24 protein-coding genes and 3 pseudogenes are annotated in these 25,707 nt (G+C 60.3%); 10 read left to right on the plus strand and 17 right to left on the minus strand.

What is annotated here, in order from left to right:
- Position 1 precedes the first annotated feature (1 nt).
- Positions 2-1,324 carry a histidinol dehydrogenase gene (hisD, locus tag NKH04_RS08905; RefSeq protein WP_352473449.1) on the minus strand — a complete coding sequence of 441 codons (1,323 nt, stop codon included), beginning with the start codon at positions 1,322-1,324 and terminating at the stop codon, positions 2-4.
- An 80-nt stretch (positions 1,325-1,404) separates the two neighbouring features.
- The gene (locus tag NKH04_RS08910) at positions 1,405-2,178 is read right to left on the minus strand and encodes an SDR family NAD(P)-dependent oxidoreductase (RefSeq protein WP_352473450.1); all 774 of its coding nucleotides are present in this window, start codon (positions 2,176-2,178) and stop codon (positions 1,405-1,407) included.
- Between the two features lie 226 nt (positions 2,179-2,404).
- Between NKH04_RS08910 and NKH04_RS08915 the strand changes: the two genes are divergently transcribed.
- Together NKH04_RS08915 and NKH04_RS08920 are read left to right on the plus strand one after the other, a co-directional pair.
- Positions 2,405-4,444, plus strand: coding sequence for a N,N-dimethylformamidase beta subunit family domain-containing protein (locus NKH04_RS08915; RefSeq protein WP_352473451.1), 2,040 nt, complete (start codon positions 2,405-2,407; stop codon positions 4,442-4,444).
- Positions 4,362-4,694: pseudogene (locus tag NKH04_RS08920) on the plus strand (hypothetical protein); the annotation flags it as partial. The gene NKH04_RS08915 and the pseudogene NKH04_RS08920, both read left to right, overlap by 83 nt.
- Positions 4,695-5,811: 1,117 nt before the next feature.
- On the opposite strand, the gene NKH04_RS08925 reads toward NKH04_RS08920, so the two are convergent.
- Complete coding sequence (locus NKH04_RS08925) at positions 5,812-6,705, minus strand: NAD(P)/FAD-dependent oxidoreductase (protein ID WP_352473452.1); 894 nt, start codon at positions 6,703-6,705, stop codon at positions 5,812-5,814.
- A complete protein-coding gene (locus tag NKH04_RS08930; protein WP_352772010.1) occupies positions 6,698-6,916 on the minus strand; it encodes a hypothetical protein in 219 nt (72 codons plus the stop codon). Before NKH04_RS08930 ends, NKH04_RS08925 begins: the two co-directional genes overlap by 8 nt.
- A 77-nt stretch (positions 6,917-6,993) precedes the next feature.
- Here NKH04_RS08930 and NKH04_RS08935 point away from each other — a divergent pair, with 77 nt between their 5' ends.
- Positions 6,994-7,644, plus strand: coding sequence for a TetR/AcrR family transcriptional regulator (locus NKH04_RS08935; protein WP_353044241.1), 651 nt, complete (start codon positions 6,994-6,996; stop codon positions 7,642-7,644).
- Positions 7,645-8,290: 646 nt separating this feature from the next.
- Here NKH04_RS08935 and NKH04_RS33200 read toward each other — a convergent pair.
- From NKH04_RS33200 to NKH04_RS08950, 3 genes and pseudogenes are all read right to left on the minus strand, one after another.
- Positions 8,291-8,455: pseudogene (locus NKH04_RS33200) on the minus strand (GMP synthase (glutamine-hydrolyzing)); the annotation flags it as partial.
- A 96-nt stretch (positions 8,456-8,551) separates the two neighbouring features.
- Positions 8,552-9,187 (minus strand): NAD(P)H-dependent oxidoreductase, encoded by a 636-nt coding sequence (locus tag NKH04_RS08945; protein WP_352473490.1) that lies wholly within the window; start codon positions 9,185-9,187, stop codon positions 8,552-8,554.
- Between the two features lie 460 nt (positions 9,188-9,647).
- On the minus strand, positions 9,648-10,544 hold the full coding sequence (locus tag NKH04_RS08950) for a LysR family transcriptional regulator (protein ID WP_352502130.1): 897 nt from the start codon (positions 10,542-10,544) through the stop codon (positions 9,648-9,650).
- A gap of 276 nt (positions 10,545-10,820) precedes the next feature.
- On the opposite strand from NKH04_RS08950, the gene NKH04_RS08955 reads away from it, so the two are divergent.
- The 5 genes and pseudogenes from NKH04_RS08955 to NKH04_RS08975 form a co-directional block, all read left to right on the plus strand.
- On the plus strand, positions 10,821-11,555 hold the full coding sequence (locus NKH04_RS08955) for an SDR family NAD(P)-dependent oxidoreductase (RefSeq protein WP_352473458.1): 735 nt from the start codon (positions 10,821-10,823) through the stop codon (positions 11,553-11,555).
- Between the two features lie 62 nt (positions 11,556-11,617).
- A complete protein-coding gene (locus NKH04_RS08960; RefSeq protein ID WP_352473459.1) occupies positions 11,618-12,217 on the plus strand; it encodes an NADPH-dependent F420 reductase in 600 nt (199 codons plus the stop codon).
- A gap of 3 nt (positions 12,218-12,220) precedes the next feature.
- Positions 12,221-12,727: an SRPBCC domain-containing protein gene (locus tag NKH04_RS08965; RefSeq protein ID WP_352450990.1), complete on the plus strand. Its 507-nt coding sequence runs from the start codon at positions 12,221-12,223 to the stop codon at positions 12,725-12,727.
- Positions 12,728-12,761: 34 nt separating this feature from the next.
- Positions 12,762-13,574 (plus strand): SDR family NAD(P)-dependent oxidoreductase, encoded by an 813-nt coding sequence (locus NKH04_RS08970; protein ID WP_352473461.1) that lies wholly within the window; start codon positions 12,762-12,764, stop codon positions 13,572-13,574.
- A 3-nt stretch (positions 13,575-13,577) separates the two neighbouring features.
- Positions 13,578-13,690 (plus strand): annotated as a pseudogene (locus NKH04_RS08975) (alpha/beta fold hydrolase); the annotation flags it as partial.
- 713 nt (positions 13,691-14,403) lie between these two features.
- Here the strand turns inward: NKH04_RS08975 and NKH04_RS08980 are convergent.
- The 3 genes from NKH04_RS08980 to NKH04_RS08990 form a co-directional block, all read right to left on the minus strand.
- Complete coding sequence (locus NKH04_RS08980; protein WP_352473462.1) at positions 14,404-15,321, minus strand: oxidoreductase; 918 nt, start codon at positions 15,319-15,321, stop codon at positions 14,404-14,406.
- Positions 15,322-15,370: 49 nt separating this feature from the next.
- The gene (locus tag NKH04_RS08985) at positions 15,371-15,940 is read right to left on the minus strand and encodes a TetR/AcrR family transcriptional regulator (protein WP_353044242.1); all 570 of its coding nucleotides are present in this window, start codon (positions 15,938-15,940) and stop codon (positions 15,371-15,373) included.
- Positions 15,941-16,642: 702 nt separating this feature from the next.
- Positions 16,643-17,299 carry a TetR/AcrR family transcriptional regulator gene (locus NKH04_RS08990; RefSeq protein ID WP_352473464.1) on the minus strand — a complete coding sequence of 219 codons (657 nt, stop codon included), beginning with the start codon at positions 17,297-17,299 and terminating at the stop codon, positions 16,643-16,645.
- An 88-nt stretch (positions 17,300-17,387) separates the two neighbouring features.
- On the opposite strand from NKH04_RS08990, the gene NKH04_RS08995 reads away from it, so the two are divergent.
- Together NKH04_RS08995 and NKH04_RS33205 are read left to right on the plus strand one after the other, a co-directional pair.
- On the plus strand, positions 17,388-17,753 hold the full coding sequence (locus NKH04_RS08995) for a VOC family protein (protein WP_352473465.1): 366 nt from the start codon (positions 17,388-17,390) through the stop codon (positions 17,751-17,753).
- Positions 17,754-17,767: 14 nt separating this feature from the next.
- Positions 17,768-18,259, plus strand: coding sequence for a GFA family protein (locus tag NKH04_RS33205; protein WP_502904857.1), 492 nt, complete (start codon positions 17,768-17,770; stop codon positions 18,257-18,259).
- 164 nt (positions 18,260-18,423) lie between these two features.
- Here NKH04_RS33205 and NKH04_RS09000 read toward each other — a convergent pair whose 3' ends face one another.
- The 7 genes from NKH04_RS09000 to NKH04_RS09030 all read right to left on the minus strand — a co-directional run bounded on the left by NKH04_RS09000 (position 18,424) and on the right by NKH04_RS09030 (position 25,511).
- Entirely contained in the window at positions 18,424-19,068 is a 645-nt protein-coding gene (locus NKH04_RS09000; RefSeq protein WP_352473466.1) for an SGNH/GDSL hydrolase family protein, read from the minus strand.
- The gene (locus NKH04_RS09005) at positions 19,062-20,048 is read right to left on the minus strand and encodes an RNA polymerase sigma factor (protein ID WP_352473467.1); all 987 of its coding nucleotides are present in this window, start codon (positions 20,046-20,048) and stop codon (positions 19,062-19,064) included. The genes NKH04_RS09000 and NKH04_RS09005 overlap by 7 nt, the downstream gene beginning before the upstream one ends.
- 19 nt (positions 20,049-20,067) lie before the next feature.
- Positions 20,068-21,000 (minus strand): alpha/beta hydrolase, encoded by a 933-nt coding sequence (locus tag NKH04_RS09010; protein ID WP_352473468.1) that lies wholly within the window; start codon positions 20,998-21,000, stop codon positions 20,068-20,070.
- 333 nt (positions 21,001-21,333) lie between these two features.
- On the minus strand, positions 21,334-22,896 hold the full coding sequence (gene guaA / locus NKH04_RS09015; protein ID WP_352473470.1) for a glutamine-hydrolyzing GMP synthase: 1,563 nt from the start codon (positions 22,894-22,896) through the stop codon (positions 21,334-21,336).
- A gap of 213 nt (positions 22,897-23,109) precedes the next feature.
- A complete protein-coding gene (locus NKH04_RS09020; RefSeq protein WP_352473472.1) occupies positions 23,110-24,159 on the minus strand; it encodes a hypothetical protein in 1,050 nt (349 codons plus the stop codon).
- Between the two features lie 25 nt (positions 24,160-24,184).
- Entirely contained in the window at positions 24,185-25,177 is a 993-nt protein-coding gene (locus tag NKH04_RS09025) for a hypothetical protein (protein WP_352473473.1), read from the minus strand.
- Positions 25,178-25,274: 97 nt separating this feature from the next.
- A complete protein-coding gene (locus NKH04_RS09030; RefSeq protein ID WP_352473475.1) occupies positions 25,275-25,511 on the minus strand; it encodes a helix-turn-helix domain-containing protein in 237 nt (78 codons plus the stop codon).
- Positions 25,512-25,707 lie beyond the last annotated feature (196 nt).

Here is a 25,707-nt window from a genome sequence, read left to right on the forward strand (position 1 = left end):
CTCAGCCGGCGAGATAGCGATCGCGGATCTCCGAAACCGCGTTCTCATGCGAGCTGAATCCTTCGTAGCGGGCGAGCCTGCGGGCATGCAGGGCGAGTTCCGGATAGGCCGCCGAGGTCACATAGCCGACCGACGATCTCTTGACGAAATCCGTCACGGAAAGCGGTCCAAAGGTTCGCGCCCACCGGCTGGTCGGCAGCACCGCATTGGGTCCCAGGACGAAGTTGGCGAGGGTCACCGGCGTATGCGGACCCATGAGGATCTCGGCAGCTTCCGTGATACGTCCGAGATGCGCAAATGGCTCCGCTGACAGAATCTCGAGGTGCTCCGGCGCATAGTCGTTGATGAACCGGTAGCTGTCCTCCAGCGACTCGGTCAGCACGATGCCGCCGCGCTTCCCAGTCAGCACCGCGCGTGAGAACTCCACACGCTGTTCGCTCATCCTGGACCAGTGTTCCGGTATCGCAATCAACGCGGCTTCGGCGACCTTGCGGCTGTGCGTCACTAGGTAGGCCGAGGAATCCGGCCCGTGCTCGGCCTCGATCAACAGGTCAAGAGCGGCCAAGCCGCCGTCGACGCTGTGATCGGCAAAAATGATCGCTTCGGAAGGACCGGCGGGGAGACCTGTGTTGATGATCGGGGACAACACGCTCTTTGCCGCCACCACCCAGGGGCTCCCCGGCCCGACGATCTTGACGGCAGGCTTCACAGTCTCGGTCCCATAGGCGACGGCGGCGACCGCATGGGCGCCGCCGCACTTGTACACGGTCTCCACGCCGGCGATGCGGGCAGCAACCAGCGTCGCGGCGTCGACGGAACCATCCGAAGTCGCAGGCGTCACGATCGCGATCTGGGGAACCCCGGCAATCACCGCCGGAACCGAAGTCATCATCGTCACCGAGGGAAAGGCGCCTTTGCCGCGCGGAACATAAAGCGCAACGGAAGCAATCGGTGTGTATCGGTCGCCCGCATAGGCGCCCGGCCGAACTTCCTTGAGCCACATCGTTTCCGGGCGCTGCTCCTCGTGGAAATGCCGGATGTTCTCAATGCCGAACCGGATACTCTCCACGACGTCCTTGTCGACCTTGTCGAATGCCGCGTCGAACTCCGCTTCCGAAACTTTCAGTCCACCGTCGGCAACATCGGCTTTGTCGAGTTCGCGTGCAAACCGGAGCAGTGCCGCGTCACCTTCATCCTTGACGGCCTGGATGATTGGACGGACCTTTTCGATGAAGGAAGACAGATCTCCTTCGGCGCGTTTCAGTAAACTGGCCCGCTGATCGACACTGAGGGATGACAGGCGGTGGAAGCTGACGTCAGACATGGCGGCTCCTTTTCTTAGAACGCAATTACGATTAGCGCTTGTCGATCACTTCTGGGACACGTCTCCGGCCCCTGAAGCCTTCAAATCGATGCGAGAAAACCTCCATCCACGGGAATGGACTGGCCGGTTATGTAGGCTGCCGCATCCGAAGCGAGGAACACCGCGATTCCGTGCAGGTCCGAGAGATCACCAAAACGGCGCTGCGGAATCTTGGCGAGCATCGATTGCTGCCATGCCTCGTTGCTGTAGAACACGTCTGTCATCGCTGTTCTGAAATAGCCAGGCGCAATGGCGTTGACCCGGATCCCGAGATCGGCCCACTCTGCAGCAAGCGCCCGCGTCATGCCGAGGAGGCCTGATTTCGACGAGCCGTACGGCACCGCCGTGGGAACCCCAACCTCGGAGGTCAGCGAGCAGAGATTGATAATGACGCCGGGCCGCCCGGCGTCTCTCATCTGCCGCGCGGCGGCTTGGGCGCAGAAGAAGGCGCCTTTGAGATTCGTATCGACAATCCGGTCCCACAAGGCCTCGTCGACATCGAGTGAAGGCCGGACCTCTTCCACCCCCGCATTGTTGACGAGAATATCGAGACCTCCGAGCAGGCTGCCGGCCTCGGCTGTCGCCGCCCGGCAGCGGTCGACATCGGTGACATCCAGGGCGACGGCGTGCGCGACCCCGCCGGCGGTGCGGATGGCGGCCATCGTCTTCTCGAGCGAGGCCACGCTGCGCGCCGCGACCGCGACGTCGGCGCCGGCCGCGCTGAGCGCCTCGGCGATGCTGCGCCCGATGCCACGGCTTGCGCCGGTTACAAGCGCCTTCCTGCCTGACAGATCGAAGAGAGATGCGTTGCGCATGTCATCCTCCTTGGTAATGTCGCGCTTGGACCGATCGCGTCGAGACTATCCGAATGCAGCTTATCTATACAAGCATGTACATCATGGCTGTAGTGCGCCATGCGGAACTTTGCTTGTCAGAGCGGCAGCGCATTGACCGACATCGGACCGGTCTACGCGGTTCGCCCCAGCCCATCTGGAGTTCATCGGGAGGGGATAGATGAAGCGCGCAGTAGACCACGACGCGATGAGCGTGGTCGGCTATACCACCCCCTGGAGTGCCAAAGCAGGCCAGCGGATCAACCTCAGCCTGTCATGCGATCGGCCGATCAAGGCCACACGAATTTGCCGGCTCGACAAGCCGGTTCCGGAATTTCTCGCCTGGCCCATCGAAACGGTAGGTGAAGCACGGCGTCGGCATTTCGACCAAGGGTCGTTCCTGTTCGTGCGAGCCGGCGAACTGGCCAAAGTACAAGCCGTCCACGACATACGTTTCGAGCTGTTCCTCACGCGCAACGAAGGTGCGCGCACGATCCTGGAAGCAGGCGCCCTCGGGCTGCGCCTCCGCGACGGCGCATTTGTCGTGGAAATCGGCGGCGAAACCCTTGTCGAGAAGAAGGCGCCAACTGGTGTGTGGCTCACTGTCGAGTTGGACCTGCGGCAGGAGCAGTTGCGCCTGCGCATCAAATCCCATGACCGTCTCGCGCCTTACGAACTCCATGAAGGTTTTGCCGGCCCTGAGCGGACCCTCCAGGCGCACGACATCCATTTCGGCGCAAGCGCCACCAACCACGAACCTACCCTCAACGCGAAATTTGCTGCGATCCGGCTCGACACCCCACAGGGGACTGTTGCCTGGGATTTCCCGACGCTGTTACCAACGCAGGCGATCCTGACGTCGGGCGGAGCAGATCCGTTGCTCCTCGACGTGATCAATCAGCCAGCCTTCTGCGTGACTTCGGCACGCTGGGACGGATCGAGCTTCGAGCCTCGCTTGGTGCCGTCGCACTACGACGCTATCCATTGCCACGACGACGACATCGGCCCACTTGAGTGGCCGGTCTCGCACCGCGTGACGATCCCCGAAAACGCACACCCAGGCGTCTACGCGTTCCAGGCCGAATGGGAGGGTGGCTACGAACGCGTGGTGTTCTTCGTCACCTCTTCACAGGTTTCGTCGCCGCTGTTGTATCTCGTGCCGACGGCCACCTATCTCGCTTATGCGGACGAATATCTCCCGGATCATCTTTATGAATGGAAAGGCGACGACCGGGGACATCGCTTCGCGATCGCCAACAATCTGAAATCCCTTTACGACTACCATTCCGACCTTAGCGGTGTTTCCATCTGCTCCTACAAAAAGCCGAAAGTGACGCTCAGGGACGATTACGATTATCCGCTCTGCGGCTGCCCACACAATTTGCCGGTCGATCTGCATTTCCTCCGATTCTGCCACGACAATGGAATCGTGTTTGACGTCATGACCGATCACGAGTTGCACGAATGCGGCATAGACGGTTTGCGTCGACATCAAGCCGTCGTCACCGGCAGTCATCCCGAATATGTGTCGATCGAGATGGAGCAGGCGCTGCGGCAGTTTGTAGCCGAAGGCGGCAGCATCGCCTATCTCGGCGGAAACGGCTTTGCTGCCACTGTGGCTTTCAAGGACGACCTGATGGAGTTGCGGCGCTCGCCGCTGGAGGCCGGCCGCACCTGGGACGGCCCGGTCGCCGAACAGGCGCTGTCGATCACCAACGAACCAGGCGGCTATCTCCGCTGCCGCGGCCGAGGCGAATTCTCGCTGATCGGCGGTGCAATCTCATTGATGGGTTTCGATGGCGCACGCCCCTTCACGCGCACTGAGGAAAGCCATGAAGCAGGATGCGCATGGCTGTTCGAAGGCGTTGAAAATGCGACCTTCGGCACCGACGGCATGGTGCTGGGCGGTGCCGCGGGCTACGAAGTGGATGCGACGGATCCAGCCCTCGGCACTTCCGCTGACACCGTCGTGATCGCGCGGGCGACGGGATTTCCCGACAGCTTCTTCCAGGATCCGACGCGCTGGTATGAGGGCGGGGATAAGCAACGCATCGCCCGCCGCTGCGCCGAAATGACCCTGCGAAAGCTCGCAGCAGGCGGCTTGATCTTTTCGGCAAGCTCGGTTGCCTGGTGCGGCGCGCTGCCAGCCGCAGGCGCCATGAACGATGTCGGCAGGATCACGCTCAATCTGCTTACCCGCCTGGGCGCGACGAAAGGAGAACCCGGCCGAGAAAAATCGACCAGCTGATTGGCGCCGTTACGGAAAGACCCGTATCCGGTTTTGGGAATCAAATCAGTCGGCGTGCAGCGGCTTCGTCTCACATGCCTCTCGCCACCTGGCGGGCGGCAGTTGCCTCAGCCGCAACCAGCCGGCGAAATTGCAGCCCGGTGGTGAAAGTTGGGCGGAGGCCTATGTGGCGAGCGGTGACTTGGCGGAGGAAGTCGCGAAGTTGAAAGCCCAAGAGGGCAAGCCGATCATCGCCCACGGCGGAGTGAGCTTCGCCCGCAGTCTCGTCGCCCAAGGACTGGTCGACCAGCTCGCCCTGATGGTGGCCCCGTGGCGCTGGGCAAAGGCCTGCCGCTGTTCTCCGAACTCGCCGCGCCGATGTCTCTCAAGCTGGTGAGCTCGAAAGCCTTTCCGGGGGCCGCGGTGGCGCAGATTTACCGGCCAACGTGAACAGGTCAGAGAATGTGTGCAGCCAACGAACCGACGAAGTAAGGGCGAGGTATAAATGAATGCGATCCCTTCGGATCGTCGTCGATCGATAGGAGCCTGTGCATGGCGAAGCTTGTGTTCGGAATGATGCAGTCGCTCGACGACTATGTCGCTGGCGCCGAGGGCCGGCCCGGGCTGCCGATGCCGGGCGAGGCGCTCCATCGCCACTTCAACGCTGCGTCTCGTGGCCAGCGACCGGGTTGGCGAGGACGCGATCAGAGTGACGTACGTTCCCCGCCTGATCACAACCCACCCGACACCCTAACGTCCGTCGGACCGAATTTGAGCTCATTCCCACTCGATTGTTCTAAATCTAGTTAGGCCATTGATATAGCTAGGTTTTTTATTCGTTGCCGCGCAAGAAGCCGACCCATGGGCCGTCAAAACGTTACAGTCTTGATTTCAAATGGAAAAATAGCACGAAAATTTTTTGTGCGGTTTTGGCATCTATCGAAGTCGATCGCCTTTCCCGACCCACTTTGGGCAACTCAGGTGGGTTTCACAGCGAACCAAGAAAGTACCGTCACTAACTTTCATAGCACAGCGCGCCACAACGCGACCCGCCGCGGCAGCGTCATCCAAGCGCCATCCCTCTCCGTTTGTAGGTGAACTGGATACCGCTGGCAGTGCAAACTGGACACTCCCGGCAGCATAAACTGGACACCTCAAGACCCACCCGCTCCGAGAGTTGTGTGCGTCAAGTTCTGCAAAATGGCGTGGCATTGCGTTGACGTTGGCGTGTCCGCCGCGCAGCCCCCGTGTTTAGCGGAGCGGCGGACACATGACGGTGCTCAGGCGGCCAAGGCCCTCAGGGGAGAGGGGCCCCGCGTTCCGTGGCACCGGCCCGCAACCTTCAGAATATGATAGCCCGCGGCAACCGGAGAAGGGAATCTGTGCTCTCAAACCAGCATCGACTGCTGGGCGGAGATACCCGCCGTCGCGCCATGCGATGTTGCCAGGGTGACCGAGGCCATGAGGGGGTTGGCGAGGTCGCCGGCGGCGTAGATGCCGGGAATGCTAGTTTCGCGGCGCTCGTCGACCTTGAGTGCGATGCCGAGGGGCGTATCGACCGTGGCGAGGCCCAGTGATTCATGCAGGCTTGCGGACGGCTTGTTGCGCGGATGGGCGAACAGGATGTCGACCGCGACATTGCGGCCGGTATCGAGATTGACGGTGGCGATATGGCCCCCGTGATGGGCGATCTCGGTGATCCGGCCATCGACGACAGGTATGTTGCGGCGCGCCAGATCGGCCCGGATATCGGGTGGAATGTCGTGACCATCGGCGAAGAGCGTCAACGTGTCGGTCCAATCGTGGTACAGCCTGACATAATTGTGCGACTGCGGGCCGGACCAGACGAGGCCCCAATGCTGGCCGGCGGCCTCAAAGCCGTCGCAATAGGGGCAGGGTACGATGGACGTGCCCCAGCTTTCGGCAAAGCCCGGAACATCAGGCATCTGGTCGGCGACGCCATAGCTCAGGATCAGGCGCCGCGCCCCAAGGCTTTCGCCATCGCCAGTGAGGACGGAGAAATCGTCGATGGCGCCGGAGACGCTGTCGGCCCGGGCACTGACCAGCCTGATCGTGGGATAACGCGCCAGCTGCTGCCGCACCTCGGCCAGGATGTCCAGCGGTGGCTTGTGATCGTGACCGAGCAGGCCATGCGAGTGGCCGGCGAAGCGATTGCGCGGCAGGCCGGTATCGAGAACTGTGACCTTGCGGCGGGCACGGCCGAGCTGCAGGGCGCCGGCGAGACCGGCAAAGCTGCCGCCGATGATGATGACGTCATCCATGGTGATGCGCTCCGTGTTGTTGATGGAGGGGAGTGGGCTGGGCCTGGCGCGAAATATCGTCCAGCGATACGCGCTCGAGACGGGCAGCGAGCAGGGCTTCGGCATCGGCGAGAAAGTCGCCCATCACTGTGTTGGCCGGCCGGACAATGCCGCATTCGATATCGCCGGGCGGCCCGGGGAAACTTGATTTGGAGGACAGGTTGAAATCCACCCGCTAGCTTGCACATTTCGGAAACTACATGGTATCGTAATTCAAGAATTAGGATACTGTCAAGGACTGGAATTGTCGTGACCGAAAACAGCCAGGGCCGGCGCGGCCGGCCCGCCAACGACGCGCTTGGCCAAACGATACTCGACGCCGCTTGCGAACTCTTTGTGGAATTGGGTTTTCAAGCGACGACATTGGACAAGGTCGCCCAGCGGGCGAAGATATCCAAGCTCAGCATCTATCGGCACTTCGAGAACAAGGAGGCGCTGTACAGCGCGGCCATCGCGGCCGGCTGCCATCAGTTGTTTGCACCACAGGCCCTTCTTGAAGGCGTCGACGGTTCGGTCGACGATCAGCTCATGGCGGTGGGATCATCACTGCTTCGCACGCTGTTGAGATCAGACGTCCGCAGTGTCGAAGCCATGGTCATGGCCGACAAGACGAATCAAAAGTCGTTAAGCAAGCTCCATTACGAAGCCGGCCCCGCCCATGTCATCGCCCAAATCGAGGCCCTGTTGCGCCAGCTGCACGCGAAGGCGGTTCTGAACGTGCCCGATCCTCTCCGGTCCGCCCGCTTGTTTGCCGCGCTTTTCAAAGGATCCGATCTCCTGATTATCGCACGCTTCGATCAGGCGAGAGCAGAAGACGACAACGAAATCGAATCCTATTGCCGGTCGGCCATCGCCATGTTCATCGCCGCGCACGGTGGCAACGACCACGCGGGCGGATAAGCATTTGATTGCTCCGGGCAGCTTGGCCGGGACCGTATCCAGGCGCTTCGTCATATTGGGCCGGCGCGCGGCCGAGCTTGCACAGATCGCGGCACCTCATCTTTCTCCCAACGACAAAAAGACGCTCGCATCTACCGCGGTCCAAGCTCCCGCCTGGATGCGGTCGACGCTTCTCTCCATCGCAGATCCGGCAGCAGTCGGGACAACATTTGATAGGTGATGCGACGGTGCCATCCGACGATATGCTATCGGGTCCGGAACATCGATCGGTACCGCAGCCAAAGCTGAAACTATGTATGTCGATAACTAAAGTTCCGTCAGCGCAGAAATGTCATGGTACGGGCAATTTTCGTTATATTTCAAAGCGTTGACGCACAGAAAAGTACCGTCAAATCCCAAAAACGAATGACGGTACTTTTTAGAATGCTCTGTCGGATACGAAAAGTACCGTCAAAAGTACCGTCAGAGTGATCTGCTACAAGCTGCGAGCCGCGCCAGGCGCTCCGATAAACTTAACTATTTCAATGATTTGATAGGTTTGTCAATTGCATTGATAAGGTGCCCTGGCTAGCAGTCTGCCCTGCCCGCAAATCATTGTATTTTCTGCGAAATTCTACGCTAGAGCCGCCTATCATCGCCGTTTCCCTCACTCCCACTCGATTGTGCCTGGCGGTTTGCTCGTCACGTCATAGACGACGCGGTTGATGCCGCGCACCTCGTTGATGATGCCGGTGGCGGCTGCGCCCAGGAATGCCATGTCGTGACGGTAGATATCCGCGGTGCTGCCATCTACCGATGGTGATGCGCGTACATACCGATAAGGGCAGCGGTCACGAGCCGCGCTGTCCCCACGGGCATTGCTCTACGTGCGCCCTTCAAGGAAAAGGAGCATTGTGACGGGGCTTAGCTATAGACGCTGTAGCGTTGATCTAATGCGATTTATCGCAGCATCGACGCCTTGCCTAGGCAGACTTTCAACCTTGTAAAATGAAAGGAACGTAAGCGAGGCTTGAGGAGCACAGGTATTCAGAATAGCTGTCTTGAGAACACGCCGCACTGGCCGCCTGAGGATCAGCCAATCGACCCACCAAGGTGAGCCCAAAGTTGTTATTGCAACCACCTTCCTTAACTGGCGAAGTCGCGGTTGCATGGCACCAAGATCGGCTGCGTGATCGTATGCAATACCAGGCACCCATACCCTGTCGAACCAGCCCTTCAATATAGCTGGAGGTCCGAACCACCACGTGGGAAAAATCAAGACGATAGTCTCGGCCCAGAGAAGATCCTCAATCTCTTTAGCTACCTCTGTGGTCTCGAATCCGGAATAGTAGCTCGCACGCTCCGCCGGTGTAAGAGCCGGGAAGAAGCCAGATCGATACAGATCAACATGTCGGCACTGGTGCTTCGCATCCACCAGGGTGTCGATAGCTGCGTTCGAAAGCGTTTGGCAAAGGCTTGGATTGAGTGGATGAGCCGTGACAATCAAACATCGCATACTAATATTTTGAATCCTCCCCAATTTGGTTGCGCTGCGCGTCATCATTCGTGCGGCGCGGTGCTCGGGCAAAGCTTCTCATAGCAATCATGGGATTTCGAAATAGCTGTACGCGCCACAGTCTTCAAAGAGCAATTGTTTTTCAACGCCGAGAATGGCCCTTCTCGTCGCCTTGAGGGACTAGAGGCCACCATGCAAGGACAATCGCCTACATCTGCCGGGGTATTATCGCTTCCGCCACTCTGCTCTCGGCAGCTCGCTAAGACTCCCCCTCATTCCCACTCGATGGTTCATAGCTATGGTAACTCGCTGATTTGGCTATCGCAAATCCTTTGCGCATGACGAAGAACCCTCTTGCGATCCGTCAGAAATTTGCGCTCTTGATTTCAAACACCAATTTCGACGGTCCACGATTTGCTCGTTTTGGCGACTATCGGTATCAATCGGTCGATTTCTTTCTGACGGCCGCCGACCGCTCGAGACAGCGCCATCGGCGACCTGCCAGGCGTCAGTCGCGCGATATGGACAGCCCCGCGAGAAGCGGCGCGTACGCGGCGAGCCTGCGGGATACGAACTCCGTGAAGAGCCGTACGCGCTTCGTCTTGCGTGTCTCCCCCTGCGTGAGAAGCCAGAGCGTTCCGTACATGTGCAGGTCGGTGCCCGGCACCCTCGCCAGCAGGGGGTCGGCATCGCCGACGAAGCAGGGCAGTGTCGTGATCCCGAGCCCTTGCCGTACAGCAACGATCTGCGCCTCGGCGTCCGTGGTCCTGAAGGGAACCGCCGTGGTGCGAACCTCACCCTCGCTGGCCCATTCCGGAATTCCATGAATGCTTATGACGATCCACCGGATGGGATCAGGTGCGCCCGCACGCCACGCGGCTAGTCGATCGCAGGACATATAGACGCCGCCGAACAGCTCCGGTCCCTTCAGGCCGTGAAGATTGAGCGGCAGGGTTTTGCGGTCGTAGACGACGCGGATCGCGACGTCGGCCTCTCGGTTGGTCAGATTTGCCAGCTCGCCGGACGACAAGATTTCCATCTCGATGTCCGGATGCAGACGCGCGAAGTCGGCGAAGTCCGGCATGAGCAGGTGTGTCGCGAGGGGCGGTGCCAGCGTCACCCGCAGAAGCCCGCGCACGCTCTGGTCGCGCCCGAAGACCCGCGTCTCCAGCAGGTGCGACGACACTTCCATCTGGTCCGCGAACTCGAGGACCTCCTCGCCCGCAGTCGTCAGGCGGTAGCCCGAAGGCAGCTTTTCGAACATGTGCACCCCGAGGCGTTCCTCGAGCTGGGCGACACGTCGCAGCACGGTCGAGTGGTTCACACCGAGGCGCTCGGCGGCGGCCCGCACCGAGCCTCCGCGCGCGACGGCAAGAAAGTAGCGAACGTCATCCCAGTCGATCATGGTGCAATCCGGCACCGCGCGGTGCGCCTTCCAAAGCCCGTATCTAACACATCGAACAGCAGTACGGGCGGTCATCATAGCCTATGTCGACGCGCGCAGCTCAATTCCGAACGGCGGACGCCGATCGTCGCGGCTGGCGTCAGTCGTCCAGCCGGATCGATTTCGCACCACCGATGTGCGCGCTTCCGCACTCAACAACTGACGCCGGCGGACCCATTTCGAGGTTCTCGGGGGTGTCCCCGCACAACCAAAGGCGAAGGCCTGGAAGGATAAGTCATGGGAAAGCTTGAAGGGAAGGTTGCAGTCATCACCGGCGGCGCTACCGGCATCGGCCGCGCCGCAGCAAAGCGCTTCATCGAGGAGGGCGCCTTCGTTTTCATCTTCGGCCGTCGGCAGGAAGCGCTCGACGCCGCTGTGGCCGACCTCGGGCCCAATGCCCGCGCGGTGAAGGGCTCGGTCTCCGATCTGACCGACCTCGACCGACTTTACGCTGCGGTGAAGGCCGAGCGTGGAACCCTCGACATCGTCTTTGCCAATGCCGGGGCGGGAAGCCAGCTTCGGCTCGGCGAGATCACCGCCGAGCACATTGACGAAACCTTCGACACCAATGTGAAGGGTACGATCTTCACGATCCAGAAGGCGCTGCCGCTGATGAGCGAGGGCGGTTCGATAATCCTGACCGGATCGAGCGCTGGCACCACGGGCGCCCCGGGGATGAGCGCCTACAGCGCGAGCAAGGCGGCAGTGCGCAACCTCGCGCGGACCTGGGCGGAGGACCTAAAGGGCACCGGCATCCGGGTAAACGTGCTGTCGCCCGGGGCCACTGCGACCGAGCTAGCGAAGGAAGCGCTAGGCGAGGAGGGCCAGAAGGTCTTCGCCTCGATGACTCCGCTCCAGCGCATGGCCGATCCGGCGGAGATCGGGGCGGCGGCGGCCTTTCTCGCGTCGTCGGACAGCAGCTTCATGACTGCCAGCGAGGTCGCCGTTGACGGCGGTCTTGCGCAACTCTGACGCGCTAACCCAGCGCCGTTGAAGGCCGGGGAAATCAATACCAACACGGATCGGAGAAGATCATGAGCTACGCAATTGTAGGATTCGGTAAGATAGGCCAGGCCCTCGCCCACGCCTTCGCCCGTAAAAACATCGACGTGGCCGTCGCGAGCCGCCGACCGCCCGAGGCGTTGGCGCCGCAGGCTCGGGCGATTGGACCCACGGTAGTCGCCAAGTCGCTGCGGGATGCACTCGAGGCCGACACAATCATCTTGGCAGTCCCGTTCGGGGAGCATCGCGAGGTTGCGAAGGCTCTGCCGAGCTGGGAAGGAAAGACAGTCATCGACGCGATGAACGCGTTTCCAGTGCCTGAAGAGCTGGACGGTCTCCCGTCCTCCGCCTTCGTCGCGAAGGCGTTCACCGGCGCCAAGCTCGTCAAAGGGTTCAATCATCTGGGTGCGGCCTCTCTGGCTGCCGATCCGATCGTCCAGGGCGGGCACCGTGTCGTCTTTCTGTCGAGCGACGACGAGGACGCGACCGCTCCCGTGGCGGCCTTGGCCAAACAACTCGGGTTCGCACCCGTCAAGCTGGGAAAGCTCAACGAGGGTGGCGCGCTGGTGCACGCGCGCGGCCGCACTTGGGGCCAGCTCATCTTCCAGGATTTGTTCAAGAAGGAGCAGTAATCGATGTACGACCATGTGACTTGGCCCGAGCGATATGATCCGAAAACGTCGGCCATCTACGCACTCAACGACATTGACGTGAAGGCGCCGCCTGAAGCGGTCTGGAAGCTGCTCGTCGAAGCCGAGAATTGGTCGAGCTACTTTCCCGCCGAGGATCAGGTCAAGATTCTGACGGGGGAGCCGGAACTGGCGCTCGGAACGCGATACAGCCGTGTGACGGTTGGATTTCCGATGAGTCTGGTCGTGACGGAATGCGAGCCCCTTCGCAGGCTCGCATGGGCGACGACAGTTGATGGCGACGAGACCGGCTCAAGCGCATACCATGGCTGGGTCATCACGCCTACGGACCATGGCTGCCATGTGCTGACCGAGGAAACGCAGCAGGGCCCCTTCTTCCTCGATGAACTCGGGCGCAAACATCCCGGCGCACTCTATCGGTATCACCAAGACTGGGTCGAAAGCCTCGCCCACGCAGCGGAGGCGGAAACAGCGAAGACGACAGTGGATTGATTGCGCTTCCTGTTTAATTTTGGAGATGAATGAGATGAATATCGAACTCAAAGGCCGCAAGGCCATTGTTACCGGATCCACCGCCGGTATCGGCCGCGCGACGGCGGAGGGGTTGGCACGTGCCGGTGCATCGGTCGTCGTCAACGGCCGTGGAAACGCTCGGGTCGATGAGGCGGTGCGGCAGATGCGGCAGGCCTTCCCCGGCAGCGACATCTCGGGTATCGCCGCTGATCTTGCGACAGCGGAGGGGGCAAAGGCCTTGATCGCGCATGCGCCTGACGCCGATATCCTTGTGAACAACGTCGGTACAGCACACATCCGGAGCTACAACGGCGTCGAGGATATCGCAAATATCCCCGATGAGGACTGGCTTGACCTCTTCCAGTTGAACGTAATGAGTGGCGTGCGCGCGAGCCGTCATTACCTGCCGCGGATGGTGGCGAAAGGCTGGGGCCGCATCGTGTTCATAAGTAGCGAATCCGCAGTCAACATCCCTAAGGAAATGCTCGACTATGGCATGACCAAGACCGCTCAACTCGCGGTCTCACGCGGGCTTGCCGAGGCGGTCGCGGGCACGGGCGTCACCGTCAACGCCGTCCTGCCGGGACCTACCCGCTCTGAGATCCTGGGCAACTTCATGGCGAAACAGGCTGACGCAAATGGAATCACGCAGCACGAAGCCGAGCAGGGCTTCCTGCAGGCGATGCGTCCGACGAGCCTCATCCACCGCTTCGCGACCACCGATGAGGTGGCCAACATGATCATCTACACATGCTCGGAGCAGGCTTCGGCGACCACCGGCGCGGCTTTGCGGGTGGATGGTGGCGTGGTCCGCTTCGTCGCGTAGCAGGACGACCAAATTGTGCCGTTCGCCAACTCGGGTCCGCTGTCGGCCAAGCTGCTGAAGCATGGCACGCTTAAGTCTACAGGGATCTGGCGCACGGCATGCGCACGATCCACGCTTGCGGGAGCACTCTGAAACTATGCGAGGCACGAGAACGTATTCAGCTACGGCGCCGTCCCCGCTGTGCTCGGCGGCTGTGTGCTCGTCTCGTTGGTCCCGCCCCGGGGCTTAGACCATGATACAAATCCACGGAACATGATGTCTATTGTCCGAGGAATTGGATCGGCGCTCCGATCCCAATCCAAAGCATGTGCTGTGAACGGCGCGGTGGATCGATCCCTTTGAGCATCTCTACACATAATCGAAGGTCTATCGCCGACCTGCAAAACGGCTGCTTGTTCTTGCAGAATCGCCCGCGAACTATCGCCTCCTATCGTTGACCAACAATTTCCGAATATATCCCACAGTACTCCAACCTACTCTACCGCACGCCCCCTCACTCCCACTCGATTGTTCGGACGGACCATAAGCATCTGATTTCCCTCGAAATTTCTCAGTTTAGATGACAATAAGCCGACATGGGGGCTGTCAAAAATCTACGCTGTTGATTTTAAACAGATTTTTCACTGAATATTTTTCGCATGATTTCGGCATCTATCGAGGTCGATTGCCTCTGAGAACCGATTTTTAGCGGCTGGGAGCCGCTCCGCTAACAGCGGAAAAGTACCGTCATGTCTCTTATAGCAAGGTTTCGTCGCCCGGGCGAGGCTCGTCCAATCCGCGCCCCAGAGCAAGCCTACACGAGGGCCTGACGCACCGTGTCGCCGTGAAGTCAGGTGGCCGGCAAGCCTGGATCGATGCCGGTCATGGCGATGGAGACGTCCCAGAGCCGCTTCGCAAGCGCGGGATCTTCGGCATGCGGCGCGCGCTTTGCTTCGCCGGCTACACCGCGGATTCCGCCAAGGCCGGTGGGACCGTAATAGCCTCCGGGCTTCACCTTGCCGGTCGCAGCCAAAAGTGCCGGCCACGCGCCCTTGTCGGAGCTATTGAGCAACAGGCCGACGATTGGGCCTGCGATCTGGACAATCCCCATGTGGCGGCCAAGACTTGTATTGGCGACGCCAGGGTGAACGCCGATGGCTGTGACGGGCGACTTCGGCGCGCGCAGGCGACGATCCAGTTCGAAGAAGAACAGCGCGTTCGCCAATTTGCTGCCGCCGTAGCGATCGGTCTTGATGTAGCTCTTGTCGGCGTTGAGGTCGTCCCAGTCGATCTTGGCCTTCAGATGCGCGATGCTCGAGGTCACGACCACCCGCGATCCCGGCGTCTCCGTCAGTTTGGGCAGGAGCAGCGAGGTGAGCGCGAACACGCCGAGATGATTGACGCCGAACTGCGATTCGAACCCCTGCTTCGTGCGCGTCAGCGGCGGATTCATGATCGCGGCATTGTTGATGAGTGCATCGATCCGTGGCTCCTTCGCCGCGATCTCGGCTGCGGTGAGAACGCTGTCCAGGTCACCGAGGTCGAGCGGCAACCAGACGAGATCGGCATTCGGCGTGATCCGCTTGATCCGCGCGATGGCGTCCTGCGCCCTGGTCTGCTCGCGGCAGCCAAGCAGGACGCGCGCGCCCCTGGCGGCAAGCACCCGCGCGATTTCGAACCCGACGCCGGCGTTGGCGCCTGTGACGATGAAGCTTTTTCCCGTCTGCTTGGGAACGTTAGCTTCGGTGCAACCCTTGCAATTCGACATTTTCGATCCTTATCTATGAGTGACTACATACTCATTTATGGGCTAAAACTCAGGCGGCAGACCCCTTCCAGAACAGGTCGAACCCGGCCTGCCGGATGGCGTCACTTTCCTGAGGTTTGGCTGTGACCGCGTTGATGCTGATGTCGGCCAAGTCGAAGAGAATGGTATCGATGTAGAAGGCGATCCTGTCAGGCGCGGCATGGCCGGCGAGACACTCCTCCACCATCGTCCGCGCATCCCGCTGGATGGCGTGACACCGGTTCCGGCTTTCCGCTGTCACGCGATCCGACACCTTCAACTGACGAAGGGCCTTGCGCGCCGTGGCGTGAGCCAGTCCCCAGTCAATCAGACGGTTCCAGACCGCGAATAGTCGGTCTTTGGCGGAGGCGTCCGCCGGATATGGCGCCAGCATCATCTCTACCAAGTCGGCCTCGATCTCGAGAAAGAGCTGGTTGAGCAGATCGTCCTTGGTTGGAAAGTAGGTGAACAGCGTCCCCTCGGAAACGCCAGCAGCCTTTGCGATCTTGGCCGTGGACGCGCCTGTGCCCAGGCTGGCGACGAACTTGGCCGCTGCATCGAGCAGTGCCTGTCGCTTTTCTTCACTGAGGGGACGCGCCATATTTCCGTCTAACGATATTGAGTGAGTGGATACTCAATAATAGGGGATGGCATGAGATTGGTCAAGGGATGCAGCCCCGCATCTTTCGCGGTCCATACCGACCAAGCTCGAATGAAGATTGTGTGGGCACACACCATGAGGCTGCGGCTGCCTTTTCAATAAGGGACGCAGTGGGGATCGAGATGTCTGTCGAAAGGGAAATGCATTGGATTCAGGGCCTTGATTGCAGTCCCCGGGGCATCATCATGCCTACTTCGATGAGAGCAGGTGATGGCACGCCCAGCCCTGACCAATCCAAAAGCGTGAACGGCACCACAAGCGGACATTATTCGGTATCTATCGAGATGTGTGAGCCGCCTACACTACGACACAGTTTCCCGAAGTATCCGAAACTACGCTCCCCTCACTCCCACTCGATCGTTTTGAGCCATCGTAACGCGTTGACGCGGCAGCACAAACTTTTCTGCACGCCCTAAAGAACCGACTCTGCGATCCGTCAGAAATCTGCGCTCTTGATTTCAAAAGGGAATTTCGGCGATTCGGGATCGGCTCGGTTTCGGCGACTATCGACAACAATCGGTCTATTTTCGGCAGCCGCGCCGCAACAAGCCGCGACCCACTGGGGACCAAAAAAGGACCGTCAAACACGGCCGAGCGGTCCGCACGGTTGCGCCCGGCATTCGCTCGTCGCCGTGGCGTGCCTCACTTGCCGTATGACGCAAGGAACACCCGTACGCCGGCCGCGGCGTGCCGTCGAAGCTTCGCCGGTTTCGGAATCGACTCGTCACCCAACAGCATGGCCCTGTTCAATGGCTCGCCCATAATCAACCAATTGAACTGGGAAGCGGCGACGGCCGGATCATCGATCGCAAGCAGGCCGTGATCAGCCAAACGCTCGAACAACACTGCCATCGCCGCAATTGCGCGCCCGGGTCCGCCATCGAAGAGTGCCTTTGCCAGTTCCGGGAAGCGGCCGACCTCGCCGATCACCAGACGGCGCAGCTGCATGACGCGCGGCGTGAGCACGGTGGCAAGCTGTCGGTACGCATAGCGCTGAAGATAATCGGCAATATCTTCGCCCTCGGCGAGTTCGGGCATTTTACTGTGGACCCTATCGCTGGCTCGATTGGTCACGCTGCTCACGATCTCTACGAACAGCGTCTCCTTGCTCGGAAAATTCTTGTAGACGGTCTGTTTCGACACCGCCGCAAGCGCCGCGATCTCGTCCATGTTGGTGGCCAGATAGCCCTTTTGCAGAAACACCTCTGTAGCCGCATCGAGGATGGCCCGGCGCTTTTTCGCCGACCGTCCGTGCGGTTCGAGTTCTTCTGTAGCACCTGCTGAACGCGTCGTGGTCATGCTCCTGGCGTGTCCGCTGCCGATTGACTCATGGGTACTGGACCGTCTAGTTTGATTTGGACCGAGATGCAATGGGGAGAGATCGACAATGCACATCCAGTTCGCGGAGCTTCCAGTGTTCGACCAGGAACGCGCCAAGGCGTTCTACATCGATCACCTGAATTGCCGCATCGTCGCCGATCAGCCCATGAGCAATGATGGCTGGCGATGGATCGAACTCGGATTTCCAGGGGCCGAAACCACCCTCCACTTCCTAAGGCGCAAGGACGAAACACCATCTGAGGGGCCCGTCCTCGTGCTGGTTGACAACGAAATCGAAGTCACCGTTCAGAGACTCAAATCGCGAGGCGCCGAGATCATAGCAGAACCGCGCCCCGCGCCATGGCAACCGGGGCGCACGATCGCGGAATTTCGGGACAGCGAGGGCAATCGCATGATGATCACCAGCAGATGACGCACTCACCTATCATGACCGCAACTTGCTCTTGCGGTGGCGTCGAACTCAAAGCCTTTGGCAGGCCGATCGTGAGCAGTGCCTGCTACTGCGACGACTGCCGGAAGGGAGCTGATCAGATCGAAGCTTTGCCAGGTGCTGGCGCCATACGCGATCCCGATGGCGGCACCGCATACATCCTCTATCGAAAGGACCGCATCGAGTGCTCCAAGGGGGCCGAATTGCTGAGGGGTTACAAGCTTAAGGAAACTTCAGCCACGAATAGGGTCATCGCCATGTGCTGCAATTCAGCGATGTTAATGAACTTCGATAGAGGTCCGCATTGGGTCTCGGTATACAGAGCGCGGTTTCACGGAGAACTCCCGCCACTGCAGCTGCGGATTTGCACGAAGTTCAAGTCGGACAGCGATGTCATTCCTGACGACGTGCCGAGCCACCGGGGTTATCCTCTAGGGTTCGTCGTTAAACTTTTGGCATCGCGCGTGGCGATGTTGCTAGGTCGATAAACCGGCCGCCAGCCTGCGCGATAAGACATTCAGATAGGTGCGCAAATCGGATACAGCCTTGCCGCTCAGGGTTCAGGCCTGAACGAATTTCTGTAGGCGATCCGCCACGATCAGCCCTGCCCGGCTGTTCAAGTGCACGCCGTCTGTGTGAAATAGCCAGCCATTTACGCGGGCGACATCATCCGGACGCTGCCGCAGCACCAGTACGCGAAAAGCATCGCGATAGAATGGAAGAAAGATGAACGCCGTGTAGGCCGGCCAGGCGAGGCGCGAGCCGCCTCGGTGAGCGCCTCATGGAGCGGGACATAGCCGCAGCGTTCCTCGTGCGCGATGGCCGCCACGATCGCAGAATATTCCTTGATCCGCCGGTTGAGCTCGCTCTGGAACGGGTCGTCCGAATCCGGCGCTTCTTCTATCGGAGGGAGCGAGCAAAGGCCGATCTCCGCCGCCGTCTCGCGCCTCAGCCTGCGTGCTATCTCGGCCAGATTCTCGTGGAACCAATCGGGCGAAGGCGTGCGGGGCAGACGCTTCCAAAACGTAAAGAACCGCCGCACTTTGCGTGACACGAGCGTGAGAACATCATTCCCGCCGACCCAGACGATGACCTTGTCGGGACGACAGGCGAGCACATCCGGCAAGCGCTGCAGCGCGTTGTAGGCCAAGTCGCCGCCGACACCAAAATTCCGGAACTCAAATTGCCCGTTGCCCGGCCGCCGGCGGAGCTCCGCCATCCAATCGAATGCCTGGCCCTTGCCCGCCGTGCTGCTCGACCCGAGGCACGCCACGATTTTTCGTTGAGAATTCACCATCGTGACTCGGCCAAGCCAGAGTGAGAAATCGTCGCCTTATGCTCTTCCCAAAGCGGCCCAGTCATGAGTTTCAGGTCGGATTCCGCGGCGTTTTCCAACATCCATGGACAGGCATAATAATCTTCGATGCGATCGATGACGCGACCGGCGACATGGACACGAACCGGCCACGCGACCTGCCACCGGTCGCCTCGCTGGAAGAGCACGATCAGGACAGGCTCTCCGTCGATCGCCCCCAACTCCATGGTCCACGTCTCCGGGTTTCGCTCGTATTCGACGAAATAGGGAGAACTTCTGACCAGGCCGTCGAAGCAGTCGGCGACCCGCAACCGAGCATCGGCGCTGGTCAGGCTCCGCACGCCATCCCAGTCATGGCGGTTGAAGAGGTCAACATAGCGCTGCAAGAGCCGCGCGGTGTCGGGATCAAGCGGACGGTTCGGTTCACCGGCAGGTTCAGCGGGCAAGTCGGCGAGCTTCGCCCGTCCGCGGGAGAGCGCGGCTTTGACGCCCCCAACCGTCGAGCCCACGAGTTCTGCGGTCTCTTCCAGCGAATAGTCGAACACGTCCTTCAAGAGGATGCAGGCGCGCTCCTTGGGCGGCAAGCGGCCAACCAGCCGTTCGATGGCGCGGCGTGCATCGGTCGCTGCCGGCTCTGCAGAGACAACGCCGATGTCGTCCGAATAGCCGTGCTCCGCGCGCTCGCGCACATCGCGTCGCCTCAGAAAGTCGATGCAGCGATTGTGAGCGATGCGAAACAACCAGGGTTTTAGCCTGCGGGGATCATCGAGGGTCTTAATCTTCGTGTAGGCCTCGAACAGCGTCTCCTGCACGAGATCCTCACCGTCGAGGCGTGAGCCCGTCATGCGGGCGCAGTAGCGATGCAGTTGGGCGCGGACGCCTGACACCGTCTCGAGGAAGGCGCGATATCGCGCATCGAACAGGCCGGTCGGTCGCTTGGGCATGTCCTTCAGCTGCCACATCTTGCTTTCAATTTGCCAGTCATGCGACCTCCTGACCTTCAGCGCGTGTTGCTGCGGTTGCGGCCAGACCAAGCTTGGGGCGAACCCATTGTGCCAACCGCGCGATCGCGTCGTCGGCTTCGGGAGCGCGGCCGGCCATCATCTGGAACGAGTGCAGCATCCCCGGAAATACGTCTAAGCGCATCTCGACGCCGGCGGCTTTCGCGCGGTCGGCGAGCGCTCGGCTGTCGTCGAGCAGGGTTTCGTCTCCACCCACTTGCAGATAGATCGGCGGCAGGCCCTTCAGATCGGCAAAGATCGGGCTGGCGAGTGGATGCCGGGGATCGGTCCCCGCAAGGACTTGCGATACCAGCATATCCACGACCGCCTTCTGGAAGAAGGCGTCCTTCTCGCGGTTGCTTTCGTAGGAGTGCCCGCTCGCCGACAGATCATACCAGCCAGAGATGCTGAGGATCGCGGCCGGCAGCGGCCGTCCCGCATCGCGGAGTTTCATCGCCGCCGCAACGATCAGGCCAGCACCAGCGGAATCGCCTGCAGCTATGGTGTGCTTCGGCGCGACACCCTGCTCGGCGAGCCATTCGAACGCGGTCACGGCCTGCTCGATTTGGCGCGGAAACTTGCTCTGGAAAACGTAGTCGTACGTAGCGAGCAGAGCGTAACAGCCGATCGCCTTAGCAAGGTGTCCGACCATCTTGCGATGGGTCCAGATCGATCCGCCGACATAGCCACCGCCGTGCAGGTAAAGCATGACCCGGTCTTTGGCCGCCGTTTTTGGCTGAACCCACAGCGCGGTCTTGTCGCCGACGTTCGTCTCGACGTAATCGACGCCGCCCGGTTCTGCCGTCAAAACGGACCACTCGGATGCTTCCTGTGGCGATTCTCGACCGCTGCGAAAAGCCTCCGCGAGCGTTTCGTAGTGTATCTTGTTCGCTAGGCTCTGCTTGCTGTTCATTTGTCACGCTCCAATTCGTCCAGGAGGGCGATGTTAAGGATGACCGTGCCCATGAACAGCTAAGACGGATGAACCCAGCGAAAGGATACGTGGCCGGCAGATGCAACGCCTCGCCGGTGGCAGTTGCCGCGGACCCCGGGTGTCAAACCCAGCAAGGCTAGGCTGCTCCACCCTTCTCTGTGGGACGTTCGTTCCAGACATTCGCCGATCGGCCAGATGCTTCGTCTATGCCGTCGCCGGGTGGCCGGGGGCTGGGACTATTGACTATTATCGCCGAGCCAACATCGCCTTAAACGTGCTGCTCTATCCTCTTCTACTCCGCACTACTCCTCGTCACTCCCACTCGATGGTGCCTGGCGGTTTGCTCGTCACGTCGTAGACGACGCGGTTGATGCCGCGTACCTCGTTGATGATGCGGGTGGCGGCTGCTCCCAGGAATGCCATGTCGTAATGGTAGAAGTCTGCCGTCATGCCGTCGACCGAGGTGACGGCGCGCAGCGCGCAGACGAACTCGTAGGTGCGGCCGTCGCCCATCACGCCGACGGTCTGCACCGGCAGCAGCACGGCGAAGGCCTGCCAGATGGCGTCGTAGAGTCCGGCCTTGCGGATCTCGTCGAGATAGATGGCGTCGGCCTCGCGCAGGATCTCCAGCTTTTCGCGGGTGATGCCGCCCGGACAGCGGATGGCGAGACCGGGACCGGGGAACGGATGCCGGCCAATGAAGCTGTCGGGCAGGCCGAGCTCCTTGCCGAGCGCCCTCACCTCGTCCTTGAACAATTCGCGCAGCGGCTCGACCAGCTGCATGTTCATGCGTTCGGGCAAGCCGCCGACATTGTGATGCGACTTGATCGTCACCGACGGGCCGCCGCTGAAAGAGACGCTTTCGATGACGTCGGGATAGAGGGTGCCTTGTGCCAGGAAATCGGCGCCGCCGAGCTTCTCGGCCTCCTCCTCGAACACTTCGATGAACAGCCGCCCGATGGTCTTGCGCTTCTTCTCGGGGTCCGACTCGCCCTCGAGCGCGCCGATGAAACGGTCCGAAGCGTCGACCAGGATCAGCGGCAGATTGTAATGCTGGCGAAACATCTCCACCACGCCTGATGCCTCGTCCTTGCGCATCAGCCCGTGGTCGACAAGGATGCAGGTAAGCTGGTCGCCGACCGCCTCGTGGATCAGCAAGGCCGCGACCGAGGAATCGACGCCGCCCGACAGCGCGCAGATCACCTTGCCCTTGCCGACCTGCTTGCGGATCGTCTCGACCGCGTGCTCGCGGTAGGCGCGCATCGTCCAGTCGCCTTCGATGCCGGCGATGTTGTGGACGAAGTTGCGGAGCAACCTGGCGCCGTCCGGCGTATGCACCACTTCGGGGTGGAACATGAGGCCGTACATTTTGCGCTCGACATTGCCGAAGATGGCGAAGGGCGAGCCCTCCGATTTTCCGAGCACCTCGAACCCCTTGGGCAGGGAGATGACGCGATCGCCATGGCTCATCCACACCTGGTGGCGCTGGCCGGGCGCCCACAGGCCCTCGAACAACGGGCTGTCCTTGGCGATCTCGACGAAGGCGCGGCCGAATTCGCGATGATCGGAGCTTTCGGCGACGCCGCCCATCTGCACGCACATCGCCATCTGGCCGTAGCAGATGCCGAGCACCGGCACGCCGGCATCGAAGACGATCTGCGGCGCGCGCGGGCTGCCGATGTCGCCGGTCGAGGCCGGGCCGCCGGACAGGATCACCGCCTTCGGATCGATGCGCTTGAACGCCGCCTCGGCCGACTGGAAGGGTACGATCTCGGAAAACACGCCGGCCTCGCGGATGCGGCGGGCGATCAGCTGGGTGAACTGGCTGCCGAAATCGACAATCAGGACGGTGTCGGGATGATTGGCTGTTTTCATGGCGAGCGTTTAGAGAAAGAAACGAGTCGGCGCAATGGGTTGCTGGGCGTCTGCCTCAATCCGATTCCGCTGTACCGTCTTAAATGCGAGCGGCTCTATCGATGCCTCGGTCCGCTCCGCGCCGAGCGACCGCAAGGCGCCCATCAGCGCCGCGAACCCTTCTGGCCGAGGCAGGCAACGTAGCTCCTCTCGATCTGGAGCGGGCAGGGTGAACTAGCGCTTTACTTCGATCGGCTTGCCGGCCAGATGCGATTCCAGTTGCGCGACCAGCGCGGCAAAGCGGGCATGCATGGCATCGAGTGCCGCCCAACGTTCGGTGAGCTTGTTGAGTCGATAACCGGGTTCGGCGCCGTTGCCCCTGATATAGGCTAGCAAATCGGTTTCACTGACATTAGCCGGCGCACCGCTGGCACACTTACGGAGCCAAGCCACGAAATCCTCGCCGCGTGCTTGCGCCGCCTCCTGTTCGCGCTGTGAGGCAGTTTTGGTAAGAACGTGACCGTATTTGGTGGCGAATTCGAGCGGTGTGCCCTCGAAATCCGGATCAACTTCTTCCGGTGTCAGAAAGTTGGTTTTCGGAATGTTGCGGCGGAATTCCAGCCCGCGTTGATAGATTTCCTCGGCGGCGGATTCCTTGGCTGCGGATCGCTTAGCAGCGGTCCGCTTGACGTGCGTGGCATTTGGCGGGCGCGCTTTTTCGGACGCAGTTTGAAGTCCGATTCTCTTATCCACGACGGCCTTTTCCAGTTCCGGCGCGTACTGCACAACGGTGCGGGCGCGGGCAAGCGAACCCGTAGAAACATCCATGATCAAGGCCGCTTGTTTAACGAAACGATTGTGACCGGGAAGGCTAGGATCACGCGTTGCGCTGGCAGGCATTTCTATCGTTTCTTGAAATTGAATTTGTTGCTTTAAATGCGCCAGCCTTGCCGCCGCGAAAGCCCGCCGCTCAAAGGTTGAATGTTGCCGCCGATAGTCGTTGAGCGAAACGGCCAGATCAAGCGCGCCAACATCGTTTAGCGTGCCGGTATTTTCAAAGCGCGGCTCAATGCCCGCCTCAATGCAGGCGCGGTAACGGGCGCGCCCGTCTAGAATCCTTCCCTGATAAAGCACGATCGGCATATGCATACCGTTGGCCCGGATATCGGCCACGAATTCCGCAAAATCCTCGCCGCCCAACAGAGGCCAGATTCCAGCGAAAGGATGGTCTAGATAATGAACAGCCATTTTGGTTCTGTCCTTGCGCGAAAAATGGAGGCGCATTCGCGCGCCTCCCCGTTGAACGTTTTTATGCGGCCTCGGCTTGTTTCGGCATGAAACGCGGGAATGTTTCATCAACCCTCAGACTGATTTTCTTGACCTGCTCGCCAGCCATCCAAGCATTGAATGCCTTGATGACATGCGCCAAGACCTGATGTTTCTGCATCGGCTCCTTGGCAACGCTGTTGAGTTTCAGGACATGCTGCAAAGCCGCAATCGGGCTTCCCGCGCCGAATTCTTCACCCTCGGAACCCACGTCGTTCATGAACTCGTCGAGCGTGAATTCATCATGGAGGTCGAGAATCTTGACCGCCGCAAAGGCCGCGACATCGTTATGGCCTATCATCGCGGATGCGGAGGCATGCTCACCCGCCATCAACTGGGCGCCCCGGCGAATGTTCGGATTCGCCTCGACGTAGTCGATGAATTGTTTGGGCGACATGCGCGGAAGACGGTGCTTCTTCGTCGCAGTATAGGCTTTGTTTTCGTAAAGCTGGGCAATCATCACCGTTTGCGCCGTCAGAGCCGAAAGGCCATTCAGGCCCGCCGTGGCTAGCGCATCCTTGGCCGTGCGCGCCTTGACGTTATCGATGTAGGCGAAGGCCGATTTGATAGGCTTGCGCTGATTGACAACGTAAGTTGCGAACGGCACCCCGGAAAGGTAGCAAGCCCAGAGGCGATGCTGACCGTCTAGCAGCTTGCCATCGACATCGAAGATCAACGGCTGCCCGGTTTCGGGCCAATCCTCCGCGGCCATCTGTTCCGCGTAGTAGACAATGTTAGCTAATACGGCCTTGCGATTGGACCCGGCTGGATTCTTGAGCAACAGCCCTTCGGCCATTTCCGAAGTTATGATATGCCATCCATTGGCAAGCTTGTCCTCGTTTTCAGCTCGGGTTTTCCTCCATTCCTCAAACTGATCAACCAGGGCATAGAATGTGCCCGAATTGGCGGTTTTGAGGTCGAGATGGAATTTTGGCTCCCATGGTGTGGGCGCCGTAATGTTTTCGACGTCACTCATAAGTTTTACTCCCGTTGCCGCGCCTATCGGGAACGACGGCTGCCCGGCAGCCAGAGAATATAGGTTGATAGTGCCTATGCTACAAGGCTGAAAAAGCCTAGCCGTTAAGTTGGGTCATGGCCGCGTGCTGCAACTGTTTCACCGTAATTCGCTTCGTCGCCAGCAGGCGGGCGATCATGGCGGCATGCGGCGGTATCTGCCGCTCCGCCAGCGCCCAAGAGCGTACCGTGCGCGGGGCAACACTTAGCAATCGAGAGAAAGCCAGTTGCGAAAGTGGGATGGCGGCTAGGCAAGCGCGGAATTCGGTCGCCGTCATCGGGACGTAAAGCATCATGCGAATCGATATGTCATGGTTGTCACGATATGTAGGCGATACCGGCCTAACAAAAAAGTCTGGCGACATATCCGGGCTGGTTTCCGACTATCTATTTTGGGCGGCACAGGTGGGAACAAATCTGCATAATAGTTTTTGCTAAACCAATGAAAGCCGACATGTTGCCATGGCGAGCGTTTGGAGAAAGAACGAGTCG

The organism is Mesorhizobium sp. M1365 (genome assembly GCF_040317865.1).
In the GTDB taxonomy this organism is placed as follows: domain Bacteria; phylum Pseudomonadota; class Alphaproteobacteria; order Rhizobiales; family Rhizobiaceae; genus Mesorhizobium.

Coding starts and splice junctions, on each gene's coding strand:
- hisD (WP_352473449.1), bottom strand. CDS start 1,324: ATGTCTGACGTCAGCTTCCACCGCCTGTCATCCCTCAGTGTCGATCAG.
- NKH04_RS08910 (WP_352473450.1), bottom strand. CDS start 2,178: ATGCGCAACGCATCTCTCTTCGATCTGTCAGGCAGGAAGGCGCTTGTA.
- NKH04_RS08915 (WP_352473451.1), top strand. CDS start 2,405: ATGAGCGTGGTCGGCTATACCACCCCCTGGAGTGCCAAAGCAGGCCAG.
- NKH04_RS08925 (WP_352473452.1), bottom strand. CDS start 6,705: ATGGATGACGTCATCATCATCGGCGGCAGCTTTGCCGGTCTCGCCGGC.
- NKH04_RS08945 (WP_352473490.1), bottom strand. CDS start 9,187: ATGATGACGCGCAGCGCAACCAAATTGGGGAGGATTCAAAATATTAGT.
- NKH04_RS08950 (WP_352502130.1), bottom strand. CDS start 10,544: ATGATCGACTGGGATGACGTTCGCTACTTTCTTGCCGTCGCGCGCGGA.
- NKH04_RS08955 (WP_352473458.1), top strand. CDS start 10,821: ATGGGAAAGCTTGAAGGGAAGGTTGCAGTCATCACCGGCGGCGCTACC.
- NKH04_RS08960 (WP_352473459.1), top strand. CDS start 11,618: ATGAGCTACGCAATTGTAGGATTCGGTAAGATAGGCCAGGCCCTCGCC.
- NKH04_RS08965 (WP_352450990.1), top strand. CDS start 12,221: ATGTACGACCATGTGACTTGGCCCGAGCGATATGATCCGAAAACGTCG.
- NKH04_RS08970 (WP_352473461.1), top strand. CDS start 12,762: ATGAATATCGAACTCAAAGGCCGCAAGGCCATTGTTACCGGATCCACC.
- NKH04_RS08980 (WP_352473462.1), bottom strand. CDS start 15,321: ATGTCGAATTGCAAGGGTTGCACCGAAGCTAACGTTCCCAAGCAGACG.
- NKH04_RS08985 (WP_353044242.1), bottom strand. CDS start 15,940: ATGGCGCGTCCCCTCAGTGAAGAAAAGCGACAGGCACTGCTCGATGCA.
- NKH04_RS08990 (WP_352473464.1), bottom strand. CDS start 17,299: ATGACCACGACGCGTTCAGCAGGTGCTACAGAAGAACTCGAACCGCAC.
- NKH04_RS08995 (WP_352473465.1), top strand. CDS start 17,388: ATGCACATCCAGTTCGCGGAGCTTCCAGTGTTCGACCAGGAACGCGCC.
- NKH04_RS33205 (WP_502904857.1), top strand. CDS start 17,768: ATGACCGCAACTTGCTCTTGCGGTGGCGTCGAACTCAAAGCCTTTGGC.
- NKH04_RS09000 (WP_352473466.1), bottom strand. CDS start 19,068: ATGGTGAATTCTCAACGAAAAATCGTGGCGTGCCTCGGGTCGAGCAGC.
- NKH04_RS09005 (WP_352473467.1), bottom strand. CDS start 20,048: ATGTGGCAGCTGAAGGACATGCCCAAGCGACCGACCGGCCTGTTCGAT.
- NKH04_RS09010 (WP_352473468.1), bottom strand. CDS start 21,000: ATGAACAGCAAGCAGAGCCTAGCGAACAAGATACACTACGAAACGCTC.
- guaA (WP_352473470.1), bottom strand. CDS start 22,896: ATGAAAACAGCCAATCATCCCGACACCGTCCTGATTGTCGATTTCGGC.
- NKH04_RS09020 (WP_352473472.1), bottom strand. CDS start 24,159: ATGCGCCTCCATTTTTCGCGCAAGGACAGAACCAAAATGGCTGTTCAT.
- NKH04_RS09025 (WP_352473473.1), bottom strand. CDS start 25,177: ATGAGTGACGTCGAAAACATTACGGCGCCCACACCATGGGAGCCAAAA.
- NKH04_RS09030 (WP_352473475.1), bottom strand. CDS start 25,511: ATGATGCTTTACGTCCCGATGACGGCGACCGAATTCCGCGCTTGCCTA.